Raw genomic sequence first — 23,244 nt, forward strand, 5'->3', positions numbered from 1 at the left:
GGTGCGCAGGCCGGCGATCTGGGTGGTGCTCAGCGCCGCGATCTGGGTCTCGGTCAGCGCCTGCGCCTGCGTCGTCGACAATGCATTCAGGCTGGTGGTGCTCAGCACGGCAAGCTGCGCGGCGGTGAGGCCCCGGATCTGCGTCGTGCCCAGCTCGGCGATATCGGTGGTACGCAGGCTGGCGATCTGGGTGGTGCTCAGCGCGGCAACCTGGGTCGCCGTCAGCGCCTGGGACTGGGTCGTGTTGAGCGCATTCAGGTTGGTGGTGCTGAGCACGGCAAGCTGCGCAGCCGTCAGGCCCCGGATCTGCGTCGTGCCCAGCTCGGCGATATCGGTGGTGCGCAGGCCGGCGATCTGGGTGGTGCTCAGCGCCGCGATCTGGGTCTCGGTCAGCGCCTGCGCCTGCGTCGTCGTCAGAGCATTCAGGCTGGTGGTGCTGAGCACGGCGAGCTGCGCGGCCGTCAGACCCTTGATCTGCGTCGTGCCGAACTCGCCGATATCGGTGGTGCGCAGGCTGGCGACCTGCGTGGTGTTCAGCGCGGAAACCTGCGTCTCCGTCAGCGCCTGCGCCTGCGTCGTGTCGAAGGCATTCAGGCTGGTGGTGCTCAGCACGGCGAGCTGCGTGGCCGTCAGCCCCTTGATCTGCGTCGTGCCAAGCTCGGCGATATCGGTGGTGCGCAGGCCGGCGATCTGCGTCGTGCTCAGCGCGGCAATCTGCTCTGTCGTCAAGGCCTGGGCCTGCGTTGTCGACAGCGCGTTCAGGTTGGCGGTGCCCAGCACGGCGAGCTGCGCGGCCGTCAGCCCCTTGATCTGCGTCGTGCCCAGTTCGGCGATATCAGTGGTGCGCAGGCCCGCGATCTGCGTCGTGCTCAGCGCGGCAACCTGCGTCGCCGTCAGGGCCTGGACCTGGCTGGTATTCAGGGCATTCAGCGCCGTCGTGCTCAGCGCCGCCACCTGCGTGGCGGCAAGGGCCGCCAGCGCCGTCGGGGTCAGGGCGCCGACCTGGGTTTCATTCAGTGTCGCGACCTGCGCCGTGGTCAGGCCCCTGAGCTGCGTCGTGCCCAGTTCGGCGATGTCGGTGCTGCGCAGACCGGCGATCTGCGTGGTGGTCAGGGCCACGATCTGCGTGGTGCTCAGGGCCTGGGCCTGTGTCGCGTCGAAGGCATTCAGGCTGGTGGTGCTCAGGGCCGCGATCTGTGCCGTGGTCAGGGCCGCCACCTGCGTGGCGGTCAGTTCACCGATATCGGTGGTCCGCAGACCCGCGATCTGCGTGGTGCTGAGTGCGGCAATCTGCGCCGTCGTCAGCGCCTGCGCCTGGTTGGCGTTCAGGGCGTTCAGCGCCGTCGTGCTGAGCGCCGCCACCTGCGTGGTGGCAAGGGCCGCCAGCGCCGTCGGGGTCAGGGCGCCGACCTGGGTTTCATTCAGTGTCGCGACCTGGGCGGTGGTCAGCGCCCGGAGCTGCGTGGTGCCGAGTTCGGCAATATCGGTGCTACGCAGGCCGGCGATCTGCGTCGTGCTCAGCACCGCGATCTGCGCGGTGCTCAGCGCCTGGGCCTGGGTCGTGTCGAAGGCATTCAGATTAGCGCTGCTCAGCGCCGAAACCTGCGTCGCCGTCAGGCCCCGGATCTGCGTGCTGCCCAGCTCGGCAATATCGGTGGTGCGCAGGCCGGCGATCTGCGTCGTGGTCAGCGCGGAAACCTGCGTTTCCGTCAGCGCCTGCACCTGCGCCGTCGACAGGGCATTCAGGGCCGCCGTGCTCAGGGCCGCCACCTGCGTGGTGGCCAGCGCCGCCAGCGCCGTCGGAGTCAGGGCGCCGACCTGGGTTTCCGTCAGCGCCGCAACCTGTACCGTGGTCAGGCCCCGGATCTGCGTGATGCTGAGTTCGGCGATATCGGTGCTGCGCAGGCCGGCGATCTGCGTCGTGGTCAGCGCCGCCACCTGCTCCGCCGTCAGCACCTGGGCCTGCGTCGTGTCCAGGCTATTCAGGCTGGTGGTGCTCAGCGCCGCGACCTGTGCCGCGGTCAGGCCCCGGATCTGCGTGGTGCCGAGTTCGGCGATATCGGTGGTGCGCAGGCCCGTGATCTGCGCCGTGGTCAGCGCTGCCACCTGCTCCACCGTCAGCGCCTGGACCTGCGTTGTGGACAGCGCATTCAGCGCCGTCGTGGTCAAGGCTGCCACCTGCGTGGTGGCGAGCGCCGCCAGCGCCGTCGGGAGCAGCGCACCAACCTGGGTTTCCGTCAGCGCCGCGATCTGCGTCGTGCCCAGCCCCTTGAGCTGTGTCGTGCTCAGGCTGGCGATGGCGGTTGCATCGAGTGCTCGGACCTGCGTGGTGCTCAACACCCCGATCTGCGTCGTGGTCAGCGCCCTGATCTGCGTGGTACCCAGCTCGCCGATATCGGCAGCCTGCAGGTTCGCGATCTGCGTGGTGCTCAGCGCCCCTACCTGCTCTGCCGTCAGCGCCTGCGCCTGGCTGGTGTTCAGGGCGTTCAGATTGGCGGTGCCCAGCGCCGCCAGCTGCGTCGCCGTCAGCGCCTGCACCTGGATGGTGTCCAGTTCGCCGATATCGGTGGTGCGCAGGCCGGCAATCTGCGTCGTGCTCAGCGCGGCAACCTGGGTTTCCGTCAGCGCCTGCGTCTGTATCGTCGACAGGGCATTCAGAGCCGCTATGCTCAACGCCGCCACCTGCGTGGTGGCGAGCGCCGCCAGCGCCGTCGGCGCCAGCGCGCCGACCTGGGTTGCCGTCAGCGCCGCGATCTGCGTGGTGCTCAAGGCCTGGAGCTGCGTCGTGATCAGGCCGGCGATGGCGGTTGTATCGAGCGACCCGACCTGGGTCGCGCTCAGCGCGGAAACCTGCTCCGCCGTCAGCGCCTGCAGCTGCGTCGTTGACAGCGCATCCAGCTGCGCCATGCTCAGCGCCGCAACCTGCGTCGTCGACAACGCCTGGATCTGCGCGGTCTCCAGCTCACCGATATCGGTGGTGCGCAGGCCGGCGATCTGCGCTGTGGTCAGCGCGGAAATCTGTTCTGCTGTCAGGGCCTGCGTCTGCGTCGTCGACAGGACATTCAGGGCGGTGGTGGTCAGGGCCGCCACCTGCGTGGTGGCGAGCGCTGCCAGGGCCGTCGGCGCCAGGGCACTGACCTGACTTTCATTCAAAGCCGCGATCTGCGTCACGGTCAGCGCCCGCAGCTGTGTCGTGCTCAGTTCGCCGATATCGGTGCCGCGCAGGCCGGCGATCTGCGTGGTGGTCAGCGCGGAAACCTGCTCCGCCGTCAGCGCCTGCGCCTGCGTCGTGGACAGCGCATTCAGCGCCGTCGTGGTCAGGGCCGTCACCTGTGTGGTGGCGAAGGCCGTCAGGGATGTGGGAGCAAGACCGCCGATCTGGGTTTCATTCAGGGCCGCGATCTGGGTCGCGGTCAGCGCCCTGAGCTGTGTCGTACTCAGTTCACCGATATCGGTGCTGCGCAGGCCGGCGATCTGCGCCGTACCCAGCGCCGCCACCTGCGTCGCCGTCAGCGCCTGCGCCTGCGTTGTCGACAGCGCATCCAGGGCGGCGGTGGTCAGGGCCGCCACCTGGGTCGTGGACAGAGCCGCCAGTGCCGTCGGCGCCAGAGCACCGACCTGGCTTTCGTCCAGCGCCGCGATCTGCGTCGCGCTCAGGGCCCTCAGTTGCGTCGTGCTCAGGCTGGCGATGGCGGTTGTATCAAGCGACCCGATCTGCGTCGTGCTCAGTGCGGAAACCTGCGCCGTCGTCAGGGCGCGCAGCTGCGTCGTGCCGAGTTCGGCGATATCAGCGCCCGCCAGACCCGCAATCTGCGTCGCGGTCAGCGCCGCCACCTGTTCCGCCGTCAGCGCCTGCGCCTGTGTCGTCGACAGCGCGTTCACTGCGGCGGTGGTCAGGGCCGCCACCTGGGTGGTGGCAAGGGCTGCAATCGCCGTCGGCGCCAGCGCGCCGATCTGGCTTTCGTTCAGCGCCGCAATCTGCGTCGTCCCCAAGGCTTTGAGCTGCGTCGTGCTCAGGCCGGATATGGCCGTTGTATCGAGCGACCCGACCTGTGTCGTGGTCAGGGCGGAAACCTGTGCTGTCGTCAGCGCCCGCAGCTGCGTCGGACTCAGGGCATTCAGCACCGTGGTGGTCAGCGCCGCCACCTGCGTACTGGACAAGGCCGCCACGGCCGCCGTGCCCAGGGCCGTCAGCTGTGTCGGCGCCAGCGCCCCGACCTGACCTGTGGTCAGGGCATTCAGATCGGCCAGCTCGAATGCCGCCACCTGGGTGGCGGTCAGACTCCTGATCTGCGTCGTGGTGAATTCGGCAACATCGGCGCCGCGCAGGCCCGCGATCTGCGTCGTGGTCAGGGCGGAAATCTGCTCTGCGGTCAGAGCCTGCACCTGGCTGGCGCTCAGGGCGTTCAGCGCCGCGGTGGTCAAGGCGGCGACCTGGGTCGGAGCGAGGGCCGAAAGTGACGTCGAGGTCAGGGTGCCGACCTGCGTTTCAGTCAGCGAGGCGATCTGCGTGGTGGTCAGCGCCCGGAGCTGCGTCGTGGTCAGGGTGGCGATGGTCGCCGTGCCCAGGGCATTGCGCTGCGCCGTGGTCAGCGCGGAGAGCTGCGCCGTCGTCAGCGCCTTGACCTGCGTTGCGCTGAATGCGCCCAGCTGCGTTAAACTCAGCGCCTTGACCTGCGTCGTTGCCAGGGCCTGCAACTGGGCGGTGGTCAGGCCGTTCACATCGGCCGGATCGAATGCCGCCACCTGCGTGGTGGTCAGGCTCTTGATCTGCGTCGTGGTGAATTCGCCGATATCCGTGGTGTCCAACCCCGCGATCTGCGTGGTCGTCAGCCCCTTCACCTGCGCCGCCGTCAGCACCTGGGTCTGCGTGGTGTCGAACGCGTTCAGGCTGGCTGTCCCCACCGACCGTAATTGCGTGGTGGTCAGCGCCTTGACCTGCGTCGTGGTCAGTTCATCGATGTCGCTGGAGCGCAGACCCGCGACCTGCGTGGTTGTCAGACCCTTTACCTGCGCCGCAGTCAATGCCTGTGTCTGCGCCGTGCCGAGTGCGTTCAGGTTGGTCGTGCTCAGCGCGCGCACCTGCGCCGTGGCCAGCGCCTGCACCTGCGCCGTGGCCAGTTCGGCGATATCGCCGGACCGCAGATCCGCGATCTGCGTCGTCGTCAGGCCCTTTACCTGCGCCGCAGTCAATGCCTGCGCCTGCGTCGTATCGAGCGCGTTCAGGTTGGTGGTGCTCAGCGAACGCAACTGCGCCGTGGTCAGCGCCTTGACCTGCGTCGCGTTCAGCTCGCCGATATCCCCGGACCGCAGACCCGCGACCTGCGTCGTCGTCAGTCCCCTCACCTGCGCCGCGGTCAGCGCCTGCACCTGCGTGGTGCTGAAAGCGTTCAGGCCGGTTGTGCTCAGCGCGCGCAACTGCGCCGCCGTCAGCGCCCATATCTGCGTGTTCGTCAGCTCGCCGGCATCGGCCGCCCGCAGGCTCGCGACCTGGGTCGTCGTCAGGCTCCGCACCTGCCCTGTCGTCAGAGCCTGCACCTGCGCGGTATTGAACGCATTCAGGTTGGTGGTGCTCAGAGCGCGCAGCTGCGGCGCCGTCAGCCCGGTGATTGCGGTCACGGTCAGGGCACCGACCTGGGATTCGGACAGCCGTCCGATCTGCGTCGAAGTCAGCCCCTTTACCTGCGTCGCATTCAGGAGATTGATCGCCGTGGTCGCCAGGGATGCGATCTGCGCCGTGGTCAGGGCCCGCACCTGCGTCGCCGTGAGCGCCTGCAACTGCGTGGTATTGAAGGCATTCAGGTCGGCGGTGCCGAGCGCGGCCACCTGCGCGACGGTCAGAGCCCGGACCTGCGTCGATGTCAAATCGGCAACGTCGGTCGTATCAAGCGCGGCGATCTGGGTCGCGGTCAACGCGGAGATCTGGCTGGTCGTCAGCACCTGGCTCTGCGTGGCATCAAGCGCATTCAGGTTGGTTGTGCTCAACGCCCGTAACTGCGTTCCCGTCAGCACCTTCAGCTGCGTCGTGTTCAGCTCGCCGATATCCGTTGTCCGCAGACCCGCGATCTGCGCTGCGGTCAGCGCCTTCACCTGCGTCGTGGTCAACGCCCGCGTCTGCGTCGTGTCGAGCGCGTTCAGATTGGTTGTGCTCAGCGATTGCAACTGAACCGTCGACAGTCCGGAAAGCGCCGGGCCAGTCAACGCGCCGACCTGCGCCGCATTCAGCACGCCGATCTGCGTGGTGGTCAGGTTTCTTGCCTGCGTCGCATTCAGGTTGCCGACGGCCGTCGATGTCAGCGACGCGACCTGCGTGGTGCTCAAGGCCCGGATATGCCCGGCCGTCAGCGCCTGGATCTGCCCGGTGCTGAAGGCATTCAGATCGCTGGTCTGGAGTGCCGCCACCTGGGTGCCGGTCAGGCTCCCGATCTGCGTGGCTGTCAGTTCCCCGATATCACTGGGTCGCAGACCCGCGATCTGCGTCGTCGTCAGGGTCCGAATCTGGGTGGTGCTCAGCGACCGGATCTGTGTGGTGTCGAGATGATTGAGGTTGGTCGTGCTGAGGGCCTGCAGTTGCGTGCCCGAGAGAACGGCGAGCTGCGCGGCATCGAAGACGAGCTGGGAGGTGCTGAAATAGCCCAGCTGCGCCGCCGTGAGGGCTTTGATCTGCTTGCTCAGCAGCGCATCGACCTGCGTGGTATCCAGCGTGGCAATGCCGGTCTGGGACAGCGCGGCGATCTGGGTCGATTTGAGCGACTGGATGTCGGTCGTGGTCAGCCCCCGGATCGCGGTCGCAGACAGACCCGCGATTTGCGTTGTCGGATAGAGGCCAACACTGGTCACTTCGAAAATCTCTCCCAGAGCCTGAGCGCCGGCTAAAATTATGCCGACAACAGGCTGCGCTTTTTGCGCCGCGATCCTGCGACGATTCTGTCCGGCAGAGCCTCGCTCCGGACGGCGGGAAAATCCAATAAATTCTTAGAAACTCGAAGAAATATCCAGAATCAGTCCGGATGCGATCTATGCCGGGACGATGGGCCAGACGGCACGCTCCGGACCATCCCGACGGCCCGGGTACAGCCAGAGATTGGCCTCAACTTCCCCCGTCCATCACTTCCTTGACCTTGCCGGCCAACTGACTGAGCGAAAAGGGCTTGGGCAGGAAGTTCACATGGGGCGATTTCGCCATGTTGTTGCGCAAGCTGTCTTCGGCGTAACCGGAGATAAACAGAATTTTCAAATCCGGGCGGCGGGTCCGCAGCTGCGCCGCCAGGCTTGGACCGTCCAGGCCGGGCATCACCACGTCCGAAATCAGCAGTTCCACCCGGTCGAGCTGTTCCGCCGGCAGGGCCAGCGCCTGGTCGCCCGACGCCGCCTCGATCACGGTGTAGCCCTTGTTGCGGAGCGCCCGGGCGGCAAAGGCGCGCACCGCATCCTCGTCTTCCACCAGCAATACCAGGCCCTGGCCGGTGAGATCGCGGGTATCGGGCCGGATGTCTTCACGGCTGGCGCTCAGTTCGTCGGTGGTCGGCCGGTAGCGCGGCAGATAAAGGCGGAAGCAGGCGCCTTCGTCCGGCGCGCTCTCGACATGAATGAACCCACCGGTCTGCTTGATGATGCCATAGACGGTAGAGAGACCGAGGCCGGTGCCGGCGCCCACCGCCTTGGTGGTGAAGAAGGGATCGAAGATCTTCACCATATGCTCGGGCGCGATGCCGTGACCGCTGTCGGTCACCTCGATCAGCACATAATCGCCGGGCGGGATGGTCTCGGTGCCCAGCGGCGTCGCCTGCTCGACCATATGGTTCATGGTGCGCACGCGCAGTTCGCCGCCCTCGACCATCGCATCGCGCGCATTCACCGCGAGATTGATGATGACCTGTTCGAGCTGGCCCTGATCGACCTTGACCAGACCGAGATCGCGGCCGTGGATGATGTTGAGCGTGATGGTCTCGCCGATCAGGCGGCCGATCAGGTTGCGCAGGTCGGCCAGCACGTCGGTGACGTCCAGCACCTTGGGCACCAAGGTCTGCTGGCGCGAGAACGCCAGCAACTGACGAACCAGGTTGGCGGCGCGGCTGGCATTCTGCTTGATCTGCATGACATCGGCGAAGGACTGGTCGCCGGGCTGGTGCCGCTGCAGCAGCAGGTCGCAGAAGCCGATCATCGCGGTGAGCAGGTTATTGAAGTCATGGGCGATGCCGCCGGCGAGCTGCCCCACCGCCTGCATCTTCTGGCTTTGATGGAACTGGCTCTGCAGGCTGCGCTGCTCGGTGGTGTCGACCAGATAGACCAGCTGGGCTGACTGGCCATCGTCGCGCTCGGCCGAAGATGCGGCGAAGACCTCCACCACGCGCTCGCGCGGGCCGGCCAGCCGCACTTCCAGCGCCCGACTGAAGGTTTCGCCGCGCCGCAGCGCCATCAGATGGCGGGTCAGCGACAGCGCATCCTCCTCGCGCACAAGGGCCGCGAGACGCTGGCCGAGCCAGTCGTCGCGACCGCAGAGCATGGCAAAGGCGGCATTGGCCTCGCGGATGGTGCCGGTGCCATCCAGCACCAGGATGCCGATCGGCGCCTGGTCGAAGAAACGGCGGAACTCGGCTTCGACGGGACGCAGCGTGCCACGCTGGCGCAGCTCAAGCCCCAGATCATGCACCACCGCGCTGTAGCGCAGCGGATTGCCATCGGTATCGGAGACCGAACTCTGGCTGACGCTGACCAGGCGGAAGCCGCCGGCGCCGGCGGTCGAACCGCCGCCCTCGCCGCCGGCCAAGGGTTTGAGCTTGGCCTCGCCGCCAAGCCAGTCGGGCGTCATCGCCTCGTTCTCGCGGCCTTCGCCGTGATAGAGCACATCGGCCAGCATGATATCGCTGCCCACCAATTGCTCGGGCAGCACGCCGAGCCAGGCCGCGAAGGTGCGGTTCGCAAACAGGAAGCGTCCGTCGGCTGCGGCGGAATACAACCCGACCGGCGCGTTGTCGATAAAGGCGGCCAGCTCGTCGCGCTGCTGCCGGACGGCCACCAGGGCCGCCGCACTGTCCGCCACTTCCTGGATATCCCAGATCACCCAGTTGCGCCGCTCCGGCGCCTGCATCGCCGTGACGCGCAGCGACAGCACGCCCTCGCCGACCGCGATCTGCACATCCTCCTGCACGGCCCGCCCCAACGGCAGCAGGGCCCGCAGCCGGGCGATGGTTTCGGCATTGCCGAGTTCGGCGCCGAGCAGCTGTTCGGGAGCGGTGGCGCCATCGCGCTCCAGCCGCGCCGCCAGCACGCGATAGGCGGTATTGGCGACGAGCAGATCATGGCCGCGGGTGATGGCGCGGGCAAACGGGCTGGCCTCGGCCAGCAGCCAGGCCGTGCGCCGTCGCGGCGTGCCGATCAGGGAGGCGAAAGACAATGTCATGACGATCGGCCCATGCTATTCGACCGTCTCGACCTTGGGTTCGTATTTCGCCTCGATGCCGTCCTTGAGACGCATGACGTAGGAGATGATCTCGGCCACGGCGCGGAAATGGTCGACCGGAATTTCGTGATCCAGCTCGGTCTTGAACAGGGCGCGCGCCAGCGGCGGATTCTCGACGATCGGCACCTTGTTCTCGGTGGCGATCTCGCGGATGCGCCGCGCAATCAGATCGGTGCCCTTGGCCACCACGCGGGGCGCATCGGTCTTCTCGGAGTCATAGGACAACGCCACGGCATAGTGGGTCGGGTTGGTGACCACGACGCTGGCCTGCGGCACCGCCGCCATCATGCGGCCGCGCACGCGCTGCATGCGCAACTGCCGCAGCTTGGCCTTGATCAGCGGATCGCCTTCCTGCTCCTTGTACTCCTCCTTGACCTCCTGCTTGGTCATGCGGAGCTGCTTGATATAGTTGTATTTCTGATAGGCATAGTCGGCGGCAGCGACGATGGTCATGATGCCGAGCAGCGCCCCGATGACCTTCAGCACGATCTTGAGGCAAAGCTCCAGCAGGATCGAGATATCCAGATCGATCAATGTCTCGAGGGAGTCGAGTTCAGGCATCAGGATCGTCATCAGGATCGAGCCGATGATGACGATCTTGACGATGTTCTTGACGAACTCGACCACCGAGTTGAGCGAGATCAGCCGCTTGAGACCGGCAGAGAGCGACAGCCTGGAAAAATCGGGCTGCAGCTTCTCGACGCTGATCTGCGGTGGATTCTGGATGATGCTGCTCACCAGGCTGAAAATCACGAAGACGGCAAGGACCGGCGACAGCGCCATCCCCACTTCGATCATCAGGTCCACCGCCAGATTGTCGAGATGGCTGGGATCGATGGGAATCAGGTGTGGCTGCTCGAAAAACACCAGGGTCGCGCCCATGATCTTCTTGGACAGCGGCGCGGCCAGCATCCACAGCACGATCGCCGCGGCCAGGAAGGTGAACCAGAAGCCGATTTCCATCGACTTGGCCACATTGCCCTTCTTGGCCGCCTCGCCTAAGCGTTTCCCGGAAGGGTCTTCGGTTTTGGATTCTGGGTCAGCGTCTTCCGACATGCCCTTCCTCCTAGCGTGGCACGAGGAACTGCGACATCTGTTCCTCGAAGCGCGTGGTGAACACGATCCCGATCGCACTCAGCGACAGGCCAAGCACCACCAGCGACATGGCGATCTGCGGCGCCTGCATGATGAAAAAGATCTGCAGCTGCGGCATCAGGCGGTTGAGCAGGCCAAGAGCGACGTTGAAGATGATGCCGTAGACGATGAAGGGCGCCGCCATCTTGATGCCCAGCGCGAAGCCGCTGTCGATCAGCCGCGTGGCGACATTGGCGAAATCGCCAAACGATGGCGCCCGCATCGGCGGGAACAGGGTGTAGCTGTCATAGGCCGCCTGCAGGCAGAGCAGATGCAGGTCGGTGGCGAAGATCAGGGCGATGCCGAAGAACACCAAGGCGCTGGAGACCAGCACATTCTGCTGCCCTTGCGTCGGATCGAAGAAGGTGGCCGCCGACAGGCCAGCCTGCATGGCGATCACCGTGCCGGCGACATTGAGGGTGAAGACGATCAGGCGGGCGATCAGACCGAGCGCCAGGCCGAAACCGACTTCGGTGATAATGAGGAAGGCCAGCTGCAGCGGCTGGGCCGGCAGCGGCGGCAGGGTCGGCCCCAGGACCGGCACGGCAAGCCCGGCCGTCAGCAGCGCGAGACTAAGCCGGGCCCGGCCGGGAACCGAGCTTTCGCCCACGCCGGGCAGCGACATCATGGCTGAGCCCAGACGGGCAAAGAGAAGAAGAAAAACGTAGACGTTTCCGGCGGCGATATCCTGCAGCACGGCCCGGCCCCGCTATTCCAGGCCAGCGATGCGCTGCGCCAGCTGTTCCATGAAGGTCACCATGGTGCCGATCATGAACGGCATGGTGATGATCAGCGTGGCAAAGATCGCCAGGATTTTCGGCACGAAGGTCAGGGTCGGCTCCTGCAGCTGGGTCAGCGTCTGCAGCAGCGAAATGATAATGCCGACCACCAGGCTGACGATCAGGGCAGGCCCCGATACCTTCAGCAACACCCAGATGGCATCGCGCATAATGTCTGTGACTTCGACGGGCGTCATCGATTCGGTCTCCGCCGCCGATAATACCGAATTGTCGGCAAAGGCCCAGCCGTCCACTGAAGATGATGTCAGCATCCGCCGGACAGGCCGGCGAGCGCAGCCTCAGATCGGCATGCGAATGATTTCCTGGTAGGCGCTGATCACCTTGTCGCGCACCGCCACCACGGTATCCAGGGCCAGTTCGGCATTGGTCACGGCCGTCACCACATCGGTGACATCGGCCTTGCCGGCGACCGCCTTGGCCGAGGTCGCTTCCGCCGCCTTGTTGGAGTCGAGGGCGCCCTGCAGCGCTTCGCCCAGCATCTCGCCGAAGCCGCCACCCGACTTGACCTTGCTGACATCGCCAACGCCCAGCGCGGGGTTGAGGCCGGGAATACTGCCGCCAATCCGAAAATCAACCATGGATGCGATCTCCCTTGCCAGCCGTTATCAGTTGCGCAGCAGGTCGATGGTCCGGGTCAGCATCTGCTTGGCCGAGTCGACTGCGTTCAGGTTCGCTTCGTAGGTGCGCTGCGCCTCGCGCATATCGGCCATTTCGATGACCGATTTCACGTTGGGCATCTTCACATAGCCATCGGCATTGGCCGCCGGATGGCCGGGATCGTATTTGAGCTCGAAATCCGAGCGGTCGGCCACCGGCTTCTGCGCCTTGACCATATTGGCGCCGAGCGCGCGGTCGAGCTCGGACTTGAAATTCACGGTCTTGCGGCGATAGGGATCGGCACCCGGCGTCTTGCCCAGCGAGTCCGTATTGGCCAGGTTTTCCGCAATGGTCTTCAGACGCTCGCCCTGGGCACGCATGCCCGAAGCGGAAATCTTCATAGAATTCTTGAGTTCCATGCGTCTTGTCCTCTGCCTGCCTTAACGCGGACTGCTCAGCGCCTTGCGCAGCATGCCGACCTGTTTGCGGTACAGGTTGGTCATCATATTATGGTCGCCCTGGGTTTCAGCAACGCTCATCATCTGCTGTTCCAGGTTGACGGCATTGCCGTTCGGCGCCGTCTCGTAATTGCCCTGAGCGCGAGTGGCCTTCCAGTTATCGCTGCCGCGACCGGCCAGACCGCGGAAATGGCCGGGCTGGGTCGCTGCCGTACCGGCCGAACCGCCGCTACCGCTGGCGCTCAGCTGGTTGCCGCGCACCAGCTCGCCAAAGCTGACCGCCTTCAGATCCTTGGGCTTGTAGTTCGGCGTGTCGGCATTGGCGATGTTTTCCGACAGCACGCGCTGGCGCTCGCCCAGCCAGTCCATGCGCCGGGTGATCGCCTTCAGAATGCCAATCTTGTCGAGATCCATCTCTACACAAACCCTGCGGCCGGAACGGGTTCCGGCGGCCAGAAGACAAGCCTTTATCCGTGGGTCGCAGAGTGGTCCTGAGTCGTGAAGATTCTGTTAACCGGCAACCGTGGTAGGATGCCGCAGCGCTTCCCAACCCGGACCTGCCCGTGCCCGACAAGCCCGTAAAAAAGCCTGAAAAACCGCCCCGTTCCCGGGCGGTGGCGCTGCGTTACGAGCCGGAGATGGAGGACGCCCCCCGGGTGGTGGCCACCGGCGAGGGCCATATCGCCGACCAGATCATCAGAATCGCCCTGGATAACGGCATCACCATCCGCCAGGACGCCGACCTGGTGGAAATCCTGGCCAAGCTGGACCTCGACGCCCTGATCCCGCTGGAAGCCTTTGCCGCCGTGGCCGAGATCCTCAGCTACATCTACCGCACCCAGGGCAAGGCTCCCGGCGGCTGAACCGCCGCGCCGGCAAGGCAGCTTGACCCGACTCGGGACCGGCTTACAGAGTAGCGCGCAATTTACGGATCGCAGATGGACAGCATCAATCCCACTCAAGTCGTGATCGCCTTTGGCGCCCTGCTGCTGCTGCTCGGGCTGTTCTGGTTCGGCGCGCGCGCGCTGTCCGGCGGCAGCCGGCTGGGCAAGATGCGGCCGGGCCAGCGGATCGGCGTGATCGAAAGCGCCGTGGTCGATGGCAACCGCCGCCTGGTGCTGGTGCGCCGCGACGATACCGAACATCTGCTGCTGCTGGGCAATCACGGCGACGTTGTAATCGAGACCGGTATCCCGGCCCCGCCGCCCGCCGATCCGGCGCAGCCGCGCCGTCGCGCCACCGATCCAACGCAGCCGCCGCAGCCGCCGCAGCAACCGCCGACCGACAGCGCCGGCTGGCCCACGCTGCGCGTCCCCGGCCGGGACCGCTGATGTCCATTCTTCCCGCGATCCGCCTTTCCGCGATCCGGCGCCTGCTGCCCGTCACGGCCGGCCTTGGTCTCGCCGCCATCCTGCTGCTGATGCCGTCGTCGCTGCTGGCGCAGTCGGTCAATATCGACATGGGCCAGGGTGGCTCGCTGACCGGCCGCGTGGTTCAGCTCGTGCTGATGACCACGGTGCTGGCGCTGGCGCCATCCATCCTGGTGGTGATGACCAGCTTCGTGCGGATCGTCGTGGTGCTGTCGGTGCTGCGCAGTGCGCTCGGCACCCAGGGCACGCCGCCCAATACCGTGATGGTCAGCCTGGCGCTGTTCCTCACCTTCTTCATCATGCAGCCGTATATGGAACGCGCCTATAACGATGGCATCCAGCCGCTGATCGAGGAACAGATCGACGAACGCGCCGCCTTCGACCGTTCGATGGCGCCATTCCATGAGTTCATGCGCGGCCAGGTTCGCGAAAAGGACCTGGCGCTGTTCACCGGCTTTGCCAAGCTGCCGCCGCCCGCCAGTCCCGACGCCATCCCGCTGCGCGTGCTGATCCCCGCCTTCATGATCAGCGAACTGAAGCGCGCCTTCGAGATCGGCTTCCTGCTGTTCATTCCCTTTATCGTGGTCGACATGGTGGTGGCATCGGTGCTGATGTCGATGGGCATGATGATGCTGCCGCCGGTGATGATCTCACTGCCGTTCAAGCTGATCTTTTTCGTGCTGGTGGACGGCTGGAACCTGGTCTGCGCGGCGCTGGTGGAAAGCTTCGTCGCCAGATGACGGCGGCCAGCCGGCCGCCGCTCCCGCATTTCCAAGATCCTAGTTGATGGCGCTGAGGCCGCCCTTGGCCACGCGTTCGCGGTAGCGGCTCATGAAGGCCTCGTACTGGCCGATCTGGGCGATGGCCGCAGCCAGTTCGCGCGGATCGCCGGCGGCACGGGTCAGCGTGCTGGAAACCGCAGCGAAGGTGGCGGCATCGGGCGTGTCGCGGAACTTTGCCTCGTATTTGCGACGCACGTCATCCAGCGCCGCCGTATCATTGCTCAGTGAATAGGCCACGGCCAGCTGCATCACCTGCTTGCGCTCATCGGCCAGCAGCGGCGCGGGATCGGCATTGCGATTGCCCAGCATCTGGCTGACGACGCGCGAAAACGCCGTCCAGTCCTTGGCACGCCAGTGCAGGTCGGAGCGCAGCGCGCGCGCCTCCGGGCTGGGATCCTGGGCGATCAGGTTGAGCGCTTCGGGGAAACGGTCGAGATCGCCGAGGGCGCGCGCTTCCAGCTGCTTGCGCTCCTGCTGCACCGGCAGCGACAGATTGGCGGCCTGGGTGATCTGCAGCGACTTCAGTGCCGCATCGGGATTGCGGTCCAGCAGATAGACAACCGCCAGCCGCGCCCCGGTCCTAGCCCGCTCCTCGCCACGCAGGCGATACTGGATCTGATGCTCCAGCAATTCTGCGGCACGGTTGAGCAGGTCGACCGAGACCAGGCGATCCGCCAGCTTGCTGATAATCTCGTCGCCTTCCGGACCTGGCGGCGTCAACTCACGATAATCGTAATAGAGCGCCAGTGCATTCAGCGGCGGCAGCGCCTGGGCGCCGCCATCAAGGAACAGCTTGGTGAATTCATCGCTCATCTGCCGGGTCAGCAGCGGCATCTCGGGCGAGCGCGGGAAATACTTCACCAGCTGGCGGAAGGTGGTAATGCCGCTGCGCAGGTCGCCGATCGAGAATTGCAGCTCGCCCAGGCGGCGCAGCAGGTTGAATTCGAACGGGCCGCCGCGCCAGGCGAACCGCAGGCCATCCAGGCGTTCGATCGCCTGCGGCACGTTGATCAGTTTGCGGGCGAACATCATGTCGGTCTTGGCGTATTCGGCCAGCGCGCGCGCGCGCCGGTCGCCGCTGCCCGAGGCAAGGTCGAAATAGCGGATCGCCTCTTCCGGCTTGTTGGTCGCATCGGCCAGCAGGCCGCGGATGTAATTGCCTTCCGCCGCCTGGCCGCGGGTCAGGCTGTCCCCTTCCAGCGCCCGCAGTTCGGCCGTCGCCGCCGCCACATCGCCGCCAGCCAGCCAGGACCGCGCCATGGTGAGACGCAGCTGTGCGCGCAGATCGGGCGGGAATTTGGCAACCGCCGCACCGGCCAGCGAGAAGCTGCGGCGCGCCGCCGGCCAATCGTCGCGTTCGGCCGCGAGCATGCCGCGATAGGCGAGCACATCCGGATCGTCGTCGAAAATCTTCGAATCCAGATCGTTGGCCGCATCGGCGGTGCGGCCCAGTTTCATATAGGCGATGCCGCGCAGGGCGCGATACAGCTTGTCGCGCTCCAGATCGGGCTGTTCGGCGCGGGCCCGGGCCAGCACGCCCAGCGTTTCCGGTTGCATGTCGCTGGCGGCATAGAACTGCGCGAGCGCAATACGCGCATTCTGGCGCTGACTCAGCGGGCTCAGCGCCAACCGGCGCTGCAGCACCTCTTCCTGTTCGTTATAGGTCTTGCCGTCGACCTTGCGCCAATCGCCGAACAGCAGGATCTCCGTCGCGCCGCTCTTCGGATCGGCACCACGCGGCGCCGAAAGCGACAGGCCATTCGGCGTGCCCATCTCGATGCCGCGCGGAAAACGGTTGATGACCAGATTGTCGGCATGCGGCTCCACCGCGAAGCCCTGGAAGCTGTGCAGCACGCTCAGTTCGATGAAATCGCGGCGTCCTGAAACACCGCCATTGGCGCCGGCAAACGGCACCACCGTCAGGCTGTCGCCGGTATCCGGATCGGGGATGACCAGCTGCGGCGACGGATCGTTGGCGGCAAAGAACAGCTTAGCGCCGCCATCGGCATCCAGCTGACGGCGAACGTCGATTTCCTGTGGTCGGTCGCGCGCCGGCACCGCGTCGTCAGCGGGCGCCACATCCTTGGGCACCAGCTGTTCGGGCTGGATGGTGTTGATGCTGATCTGCCAGCCGGTGTTGCGGCGGGTGAAGCTGGCCGTGGTGCCGCTCGGCACCTGCAGCCGCAGCACGGTCACGCCGGGCACCGGCAGCTGCTCGATGCTGTTGATGGCGCCGCCCCAGTCGCGGGTGGTGATCGGACGCAGATCGACCGATGCAGCACGGTCGAAGACCAGCCAGAGATTGCCGTTGCGCATAAAGGCGGCGGCGGCGACCGGCCGGCTCCAAGGGAAATTCAGCAGCGGGCCGGTGCGGCTGGAATCCACCGAAGGCACCAGCGGTTCGCCGCGCTGCGGGCCAACCGGCGGCGCCGGCATGAAGGTGCCCAGCGGCGCGGTCTGCACACCGGCCACCGGGGCGGCAGCGGGCAAACCGCTATTGGCCAGCGTTGGCTGGTCGCGCGGCGGCTGAGCGGCAGGAGCTGCGGCACTGGCCGGCGGTGTGTTGGTCTGCGGCGCAGCCGTGCCGGGACGCGGCGCGGTGGCGACCGGCGGTGCAGCCGGCTGGGGCGGGACGACAGGCTGGGGAGTTGCAGCCGGCGCGGCAGGCGGCATTGCGGGTTTCGGATCGGCGGGCTTCGCCGCCTGTGCGGCTGTTTGCGCAGGCGGCTGCGCAGGCGCCGGCTTCTGTTCGACCGGTTTCGCGTCTGCGGCCTTGGCATCGGCAGCCGGGGTGATATCCAGCACCACCTTGTTGCCGTCGCGCCAGGCCTTGATCGCCGCGCCTTCCGGAATGCCGAAACTGACGATGCTGGCACCGCCATCGGTGCGCGCGGCCAGGGCGCTGACATTGCGCGGCGGGAACTGCGCCAGACGGCCGAGATCGATGGGCGCGGCGCGATCAAAGCGCAAGGCCGCCTGCCGTCCTTCGGTATTCAGGCTGTACTCGACCTTCTCGAGCCAGTCGAACACCAGGCGGGTATAGGTCGGATGCTCGCCAGCGCGCAGGCGCACGGCCGCGGCGGCAGGCTGTGCAGCGGGCGCCGGTGCAGCCTGGGGCTGGCTCTGCCCGACCGGAGCGGCATTGTTCTGCGGCAGGGTCTGCGCCCGCAGCGCGGTGCCACCCAGCGCCAGCAGCGCGAGCGCGGCCGTCCCCGCCATGGCAAGACGGCGCAGCACAGCCAGCCGGCTGCCCTGCCCCAGCGCCACGTCCGGGGTCGCGGTCGGACTATCGCGACGATCAGCCATGGTCCCTGTCTGCACCAACCTCAATCCAGTCTTCGAGCTGCCCAGAATCGCCCATTGATACGTGCGATTATAGGAGTCTGGCAGGATAAGGCGATATCATTAACAGATTGTTCTTTCGGCAAGATCGGCGCAAATGCCGGTCCCGTCGGGGCCGGCGTGGCGGATTTCAGAACGGACCGATGGCGGCCGTGAGCTTCGCCCGCAGGCCGGCCGCATCGAAGGGTTTGACCAGATAGCCATCGACGCCCAGCCGCCGCGCCTGCAGCACGTTCTCCGGCCGTGCCTCGGCCGTGATCAGGATGAAGGGCACCTGGGCATAATCCGGATCGCCGCGCAGCGTATGCAGAAAGGCAATCCCGTCCATCGGCTCCATGTTCCAGTCCGACAGCACCAGGCGATAGCGCTGGCGCCGCAGCATGGTCAGTGCGGAGACCGGGTCACCGGCGGTATCGACCATGCCGAAACCCAGATCGCGCAACTGCTTGGCAATAATGGCCAGCATGGTGCGGTGATCGTCGACAACGAGAACAGGAAAGGACGAGAGATCGACGGCCATGCCGTCGACTTTACACGCGACCGTGAAAAAGGGGAATCAGCCGAACAGGTCGAGCAGATAGCTGTTGCCGCTGCCGGTGGTGCCTTCAGTACCCTTGAAGGTCAGATACCGCGTCACCAGCTTGTCGATCTCGGCCTTGTCGCTGGTCAGCGCCTTGACGTCGATCCGCTTTTCCAGCGCCGTGATCTGGGCATCGACTTCCTGATAGGCGAGTTCCTTCGGAATATTGTTGCCGACCAGCACCACGTCGCGCATGACGCTGTCGCCCAGCAGCTGCACCGTCTGCGTCACATCCTTGACGCGGCGCTCGAATTCGATGGCGGCGCGCACGCCGGGCGCCTGCTCGTCCAGATGCTTCTCATACGCCACGCGCTCGTACTGACGGGTCAGGTCGAGCGTGGTGGATTCGAGCTTCAGCTTGCCTTCCTTGAGGAAGTTGATCTGCAGCAGCTCGGTCATCTTCTTGAAGCGCACATCCTGGAAGCGGTTGGCCAGCGAATCCGGGTCGCTCAGGTCGCTTTCCAGAATCTTGCGGATCTTGCCCGGATAGACGGCCTCGCTCTCGAGATCGAAGGACGACAGGACGAATTTCACCAGCCGCGAGTCATTGAAGAAATCGTCGACCGATTTGATGTCCTTGATGTTCTCTTTGTAATAATCGATCTCGCGCTGCACATCCTTGCGTGAGCGGAACTTGTCGAAGTCGTCGCCGGCGAATTCGTAATAGTTCACCGAAAGGGTCGGCTTCGGCGCCTGCTCTTCGGGCAGGATGGCCTTCTGCGACTTCGACTTGTAGATGTTGATGTCGCGGTCGCCCGAATCCGCGCCGAAGATCAGCTTGCCGTCGTCGGCCGGATCCTTGGAATTCTTGGTGACCTGGGCCTTGCCGTTCAGGTCGACGATCAGGTTGCGGATCTTGGCCAGACCCGCAGAAAGCGGCGCGTCGACCGTTGCGTCGTTGACGATGCGGCCCTCCGTATCCAGGCCGACGGTGTTGCCGTCAACGTCGAGCTGATCGCCGGGGGCGCCGAAATTGTATTTCTTCGCCAGCTCCAGATCGCGCAGCGTCCCCGTGCGGGCGCGCGAGGCGGGATCGTTCAGGTCGCTGAGCAGCACATCGCGCAGACGCTGGCGATCATGCAGGTACATGTCGTCGAAGCCGTTGGCGGTGGCCAGCACCTTGAGGAAGCGGTCGTCGTTCACCAGCTCGGTGGCGGTGGTCGCCGTCTTGATGCGATTCTTGTAATAGGTCGCGTCGTTGACGACCTGGGCGTTGGTGTCGCGATACTGATTGTTGCGCACGCGGATCGCCGCGTTGTTCATCTCGCGCATCTTCGCCTTCGCCGCTTCCTGGGCGGCGTCGGGTTCTGCGGCGGTCTTGTTTTCTTCGGCGAGTTTCTGCAGCTTCTTGTACATCGCCATCGGCGACATGGTCGCCGCTGTGGTCGAGGTACCTGAAATCAGAACGCTGAGATCTATGGACATCCTTGCTCGCCTCCTGCGGCAGTGATGATGGTGGTGCGCAGAACCGATTCTGGTCCCGCCTGTAACGATATTTCACTTGGATTTTAACATGTGCAGGGAAACCCACAAGACCGGGTTTCCCCAAATACATCATGCAGTTAACCCATAATTAACCCTGCTTTCAGCCACCCGCCCCCGGGCGGCGGGCCGGCGCGGCCGCGGCAGGCGCCGCCGGTGCTGCGGCTGCCGGTGCCGATACCGGTGCCGGCGGTGCAGGATTCTGCAGCTGGATTTCGGCGCCGCTGCGCACGCTGGGCGGAATCTGTTTGCGCGTCGCCAGTCGCACCGTGAGATCCTGGGCGGTCTGCGGACTCATATCCGCCAGCACCAGCGCCAGCTTGGCCTCTTTCATACGCTCGACCACGCCGAGCAGGATGTTCGGTTCCAGCTTCTCGAAAATGCGCGCGGCATCCTTCGGCTTCATATTCTCGTAGACCTTCACCAGGCCCTGCAGGTTCTGCTCTTCCTGCTTGTCGTACTGCTGCACGATCTGTTTGATGCTGGCTTCCAGCTTCTTCAGCTCGGCCAACCGGTCGTCAATCCGCTTTTCCGCCGCGCCGAGCAGGCTTTCGCGCAGATCGATCTCGCGCGCCCGCTGCTCGAGCTGCTCGCGGCGCTGGGCCAGATTGGCCAGCAACTCCACTTCCGCCCGGGTGAAGGTGGTGGGATCGCGATCTGCCAGCGACTGCACGCTGGATGATCCGGCGCGGGTCGATGGCGCCGACTGCGGCACGGCCGTCGAGGATGGCGCATTGGCCGCCGGCTGCGCCGGCGCCTGGGCGAGCTGCTGCGGCGCCTGCTGGGTCTGTTGCGCCTGCGGCGTCAGCTGCGTCGGCTGGCCGGCGGCCGGCTGATTGCCCTGCTGGGCGCCAGCGCCGGTGACAAACAGTTCGGCCCGCCCCTGCCACAAGGCGCCGATCTTCAGGCCGAGCAGCAAGGCCACCGCCAGAATCGTCAGCGGCAGAATCCGCACGCGGCCCGCCAGCGACCGGCGCGCGGTCGGAGGCGAAGCCGGCATCGCCGGCTGCCGCGCGGCAATCGTCATCGCGCCTGCCTCAGGGCCATCAGCAACTCACGCTCGGCCTCCGAGCGCGGCTCGATCTTGAAATCCTTGGCACCGCCGACCGGCGCACCATTGGCCGGCGCCTTCTTGGCCGGGAACGGCGTCACCGGTGCCTGCGGCCGCGGCGGCACGATCTTGCTGGCCAGCATGTCGCCATCGCGGGCGACGCCCAGATCCTGGCTGCGCTCCTGCGCCCGTTCCTGACGCAAGCCGCGCGTGTTGGTGGCTTCGCCGGCCAGACGATCGGCCAGACGGTCGGCGGTCTCGACCATGAAGCCGAGTTCGTCGCGCAGAGTCTTAGCCTGCTTCATGCGCTCTTCATGCGAGGTGTCGGCGGCGGCCGATGCCGTCTTTAGTTCGGTCATGCCCTGGCGCGCCTTGACCAGCGCCTTGTCGAAATCGCCGATCAGGCGGCGCATCTCGTCCTGGTTCGCACGCAGGTTGCCCAGGCGGCGGTTCAGCACCAACGAAATGGTGAGCGTGATGACCAGCAGAACAGCAACAACAAGCTCAACGATCAGGGTCAGCGTCATCCCACACCTCCCAAACTTTTCAGCGTGCGGTCGATCTTGACCGCGATATTATTGCCCATGCGGCCCATGCGGCCCTCGACCATCGGAATGCCGCCGCAACGCATCATTACCACCGATTCCGGGGTGGCGTTGAACATGATGGTCTTGCCGACTTCCAGTGCCATCACCTGGCCCAGCGTCATCACCTGCTCATCGAGCACGGCTTCGATCTCGACATCGGTCGACCACAGCTCGGTGGCCAAGTGGTTTTCCCAGATCGAGTCACGGCCGAACTTTTCGCCCATGAACATCTGGAGCAGCAGTTCGCGGACCGGCTCCAGGGTGGCATAGGGCAGCAGCAGCTCGAGACGGCCGCCGCGATCTTCCATGTCGACGCGCAGGCGGGCAAGAATTGCCGCATTGGCCGGCCGGGCGATGGTGGCGAAGCGCGGGTTGGTCTCGATGCGATCGTAAGAGAAGTTGACCGGCGCCAGCGGCTCGAAGGCGGCGCGCATGTCGTCGAGCACGACGTTGACCATGCGCTCGACCAGGTTACGTTCGATGGTCGTATACGGACGACCTTCGATACGCATCGCCGCCGTGCCGCGGCGACCACCGAGCAGCACGTCGACGATAGAATAGATGAGCGAGCTGTCGACGGTGAGCAGGCCGTAGTTGTCCCACTCCACCGCGCGGAAGACGCTGAGGATGGCCGGCAACGGGATCGAGTTCAGGTAGTCGCCGAAACGGATCGACGTAATATTGTCGAGCGAGACTTCCACGTTGTCGGACGTGAAGTTACGCAAGGAGGTGGTCATCAGACGCACCAGGCGGTCGAACACCACCTCGAGCATCGGCAGGCGCTCGTAGGAAACGAGCGCACTGTTGATGATGGCGCGAATGCCGGCTTTGTCGGCGTCTTCCTCGACGCTGGCGTCAAAACCAAGAAGGCTGTCGATTTCGTCCTGATTCAGGATGCGGGTCGACCCGCCGCCGTCATCGCCTGCGCCGCCAGCCCATTCCGCGCCGTCTTCGGTATTATCCGCCATGACTGTCTCGCTTGGTCACTGGATCAGCATCTCTTTAAAGAGAACGTCGTTGATCTTGATCGGTGCCACGGCCTGGTTGACCCGGATCAGCAGTTCTTCCTTCAAACGGTACAGGCCGGCCGAGCCAACCAGATCGTCCGGTCGCAGTTCACGCAGGTAAATCTGGAAATTATCGACCACGCGCGGCAGCAACTCGTTCAGCTTGGGCGTCGACAGCGGCTCGTTATGCTCCAGCGCCACCTTCAGCTTCAGATAAGAGGCCTGACGGCCGGTCGAGTTCAGGTTCACCAGGATGTCGGGCAGGTCGTAGAAGACCGTGACCTTCGGCACCTCGGGTTTGACCTCGGCTTCCTCATGCTTGTTGGCGAAAAGGAAGAAATAGGCCGCACCGCCACCACCCACGAGCAGCAGCAGCGCCACCACCGCACCAATGATCACAATGGCGCGCTTGCCCTTTTTCTTGGGGGCATGGCCTTCGCCTTCGCCGTCAACTTCGCCTTCAGTCTCGTCACTCATGCCGGCACATCCCTGGCCCCAGAATCCGGCTGTGGCCGGTTCGCTCCAGATGCCATTGGTAAGGGCCCACCGTTAATACTTTATCACCGCCCGGCAGTTTTTGCCGGGTCGCGG

18 protein-coding genes are annotated in these 23,244 nt (G+C 65.4%); 3 read left to right on the forward strand and 15 right to left on the reverse strand.

Annotated elements, in window-relative coordinates:
* The 8 genes from AC1ROB_RS15205 to flgB form a co-directional block, all read right to left on the reverse strand.
* A partial coding sequence (locus AC1ROB_RS15205; RefSeq protein WP_493031488.1) for a beta strand repeat-containing protein occupies nucleotides 1–6,840 on the reverse strand: 6,840 nt, incomplete at its 3' end.
* A 250-nt stretch (nucleotides 6,841–7,090) separates the two neighbouring features.
* Nucleotides 7,091–9,403: an ATP-binding protein gene (locus AC1ROB_RS15210; protein ID WP_492970285.1), complete on the reverse strand. Its 2,313-nt coding sequence runs from the start codon at nucleotides 9,401–9,403 to the stop codon at nucleotides 7,091–7,093.
* A 15-nt stretch (nucleotides 9,404–9,418) separates the two neighbouring features.
* The gene (gene flhB, locus AC1ROB_RS15215) at nucleotides 9,419–10,519 is read right to left on the reverse strand and encodes a flagellar biosynthesis protein FlhB (RefSeq protein WP_492970284.1); all 1,101 of its coding nucleotides are present in this window, start codon (nucleotides 10,517–10,519) and stop codon (nucleotides 9,419–9,421) included.
* Between the two features lie 10 nt (nucleotides 10,520–10,529).
* Nucleotides 10,530–11,294: a flagellar biosynthetic protein FliR gene (gene fliR / locus AC1ROB_RS15220; protein ID WP_492970283.1), complete on the reverse strand. Its 765-nt coding sequence runs from the start codon at nucleotides 11,292–11,294 to the stop codon at nucleotides 10,530–10,532.
* 12 nt (nucleotides 11,295–11,306) lie between these two features.
* Entirely contained in the window at nucleotides 11,307–11,573 is a 267-nt protein-coding gene (gene fliQ / locus AC1ROB_RS15225; RefSeq protein ID WP_492970282.1) for a flagellar biosynthesis protein FliQ, read from the reverse strand.
* 102 nt (nucleotides 11,574–11,675) lie between these two features.
* Nucleotides 11,676–11,975 carry a flagellar hook-basal body complex protein FliE gene (fliE, locus tag AC1ROB_RS15230; protein ID WP_492970281.1) on the reverse strand — a complete coding sequence of 100 codons (300 nt, stop codon included), beginning with the start codon at nucleotides 11,973–11,975 and terminating at the stop codon, nucleotides 11,676–11,678.
* A 27-nt stretch (nucleotides 11,976–12,002) separates the two neighbouring features.
* Entirely contained in the window at nucleotides 12,003–12,413 is a 411-nt protein-coding gene (gene flgC / locus AC1ROB_RS15235; RefSeq protein ID WP_492970280.1) for a flagellar basal body rod protein FlgC, read from the reverse strand.
* A 21-nt stretch (nucleotides 12,414–12,434) separates the two neighbouring features.
* The gene (flgB, locus tag AC1ROB_RS15240) at nucleotides 12,435–12,866 is read right to left on the reverse strand and encodes a flagellar basal body rod protein FlgB (RefSeq protein WP_492970279.1); all 432 of its coding nucleotides are present in this window, start codon (nucleotides 12,864–12,866) and stop codon (nucleotides 12,435–12,437) included.
* A 149-nt stretch (nucleotides 12,867–13,015) separates the two neighbouring features.
* Between flgB and AC1ROB_RS15245 the strand changes: the two genes are divergently transcribed.
* The 3 genes from AC1ROB_RS15245 (at nucleotide 13,016) to fliP (ending at nucleotide 14,562) form a co-directional block, all read left to right on the forward strand.
* Complete coding sequence (locus AC1ROB_RS15245; RefSeq protein WP_492970278.1) at nucleotides 13,016–13,315, forward strand: EscU/YscU/HrcU family type III secretion system export apparatus switch protein; 300 nt, start codon at nucleotides 13,016–13,018, stop codon at nucleotides 13,313–13,315.
* A 75-nt stretch (nucleotides 13,316–13,390) separates the two neighbouring features.
* Nucleotides 13,391–13,783 carry a flagellar biosynthetic protein FliO gene (locus tag AC1ROB_RS15250; protein ID WP_492970277.1) on the forward strand — a complete coding sequence of 131 codons (393 nt, stop codon included), beginning with the start codon at nucleotides 13,391–13,393 and terminating at the stop codon, nucleotides 13,781–13,783.
* The gene (gene fliP, locus AC1ROB_RS15255) at nucleotides 13,783–14,562 is read left to right on the forward strand and encodes a flagellar type III secretion system pore protein FliP (RefSeq protein ID WP_492970276.1); all 780 of its coding nucleotides are present in this window, start codon (nucleotides 13,783–13,785) and stop codon (nucleotides 14,560–14,562) included. The genes AC1ROB_RS15250 and fliP overlap by 1 nt, the downstream gene beginning before the upstream one ends.
* 39 nt (nucleotides 14,563–14,601) lie before the next feature.
* Here the strand turns inward: fliP and AC1ROB_RS15260 are convergent, their stop codons facing one another.
* From AC1ROB_RS15260 to AC1ROB_RS15290, 7 genes are all read right to left on the reverse strand, one after another.
* Nucleotides 14,602–17,910 (reverse strand): tetratricopeptide repeat protein, encoded by a 3,309-nt coding sequence (locus AC1ROB_RS15260; protein WP_492970275.1) that lies wholly within the window; start codon nucleotides 17,908–17,910, stop codon nucleotides 14,602–14,604.
* A gap of 166 nt (nucleotides 17,911–18,076) precedes the next feature.
* On the reverse strand, nucleotides 18,077–18,466 hold the full coding sequence (locus tag AC1ROB_RS15265) for a response regulator (protein WP_492970274.1): 390 nt from the start codon (nucleotides 18,464–18,466) through the stop codon (nucleotides 18,077–18,079).
* A gap of 36 nt (nucleotides 18,467–18,502) precedes the next feature.
* The gene (locus AC1ROB_RS15270) at nucleotides 18,503–19,951 is read right to left on the reverse strand and encodes a DUF1217 domain-containing protein (protein ID WP_492970273.1); all 1,449 of its coding nucleotides are present in this window, start codon (nucleotides 19,949–19,951) and stop codon (nucleotides 18,503–18,505) included.
* 160 nt (nucleotides 19,952–20,111) lie between these two features.
* Nucleotides 20,112–21,035, reverse strand: a complete 924-nt coding sequence (locus tag AC1ROB_RS15275) for a MotE family protein (RefSeq protein WP_492970272.1) — start codon at nucleotides 21,033–21,035, stop codon at nucleotides 20,112–20,114.
* A complete protein-coding gene (locus AC1ROB_RS15280; RefSeq protein ID WP_492970271.1) occupies nucleotides 21,032–21,586 on the reverse strand; it encodes a DUF6468 domain-containing protein in 555 nt (184 codons plus the stop codon). Before AC1ROB_RS15280 ends, AC1ROB_RS15275 begins: the two co-directional genes overlap by 4 nt.
* Nucleotides 21,583–22,614 carry a flagellar motor switch protein FliM gene (fliM, locus tag AC1ROB_RS15285; RefSeq protein WP_492970270.1) on the reverse strand — a complete coding sequence of 344 codons (1,032 nt, stop codon included), beginning with the start codon at nucleotides 22,612–22,614 and terminating at the stop codon, nucleotides 21,583–21,585. Before fliM ends, AC1ROB_RS15280 begins: the two co-directional genes overlap by 4 nt.
* Before the next feature lie 15 nt (nucleotides 22,615–22,629).
* Entirely contained in the window at nucleotides 22,630–23,130 is a 501-nt protein-coding gene (locus AC1ROB_RS15290; RefSeq protein ID WP_492970269.1) for a flagellar basal body-associated FliL family protein, read from the reverse strand.
* Nucleotides 23,131–23,244 lie beyond the last annotated feature (114 nt).

The sequence above is a fragment of the Ferrovibrio sp. GW821-FHT12F09 genome (assembly GCF_058806775.1).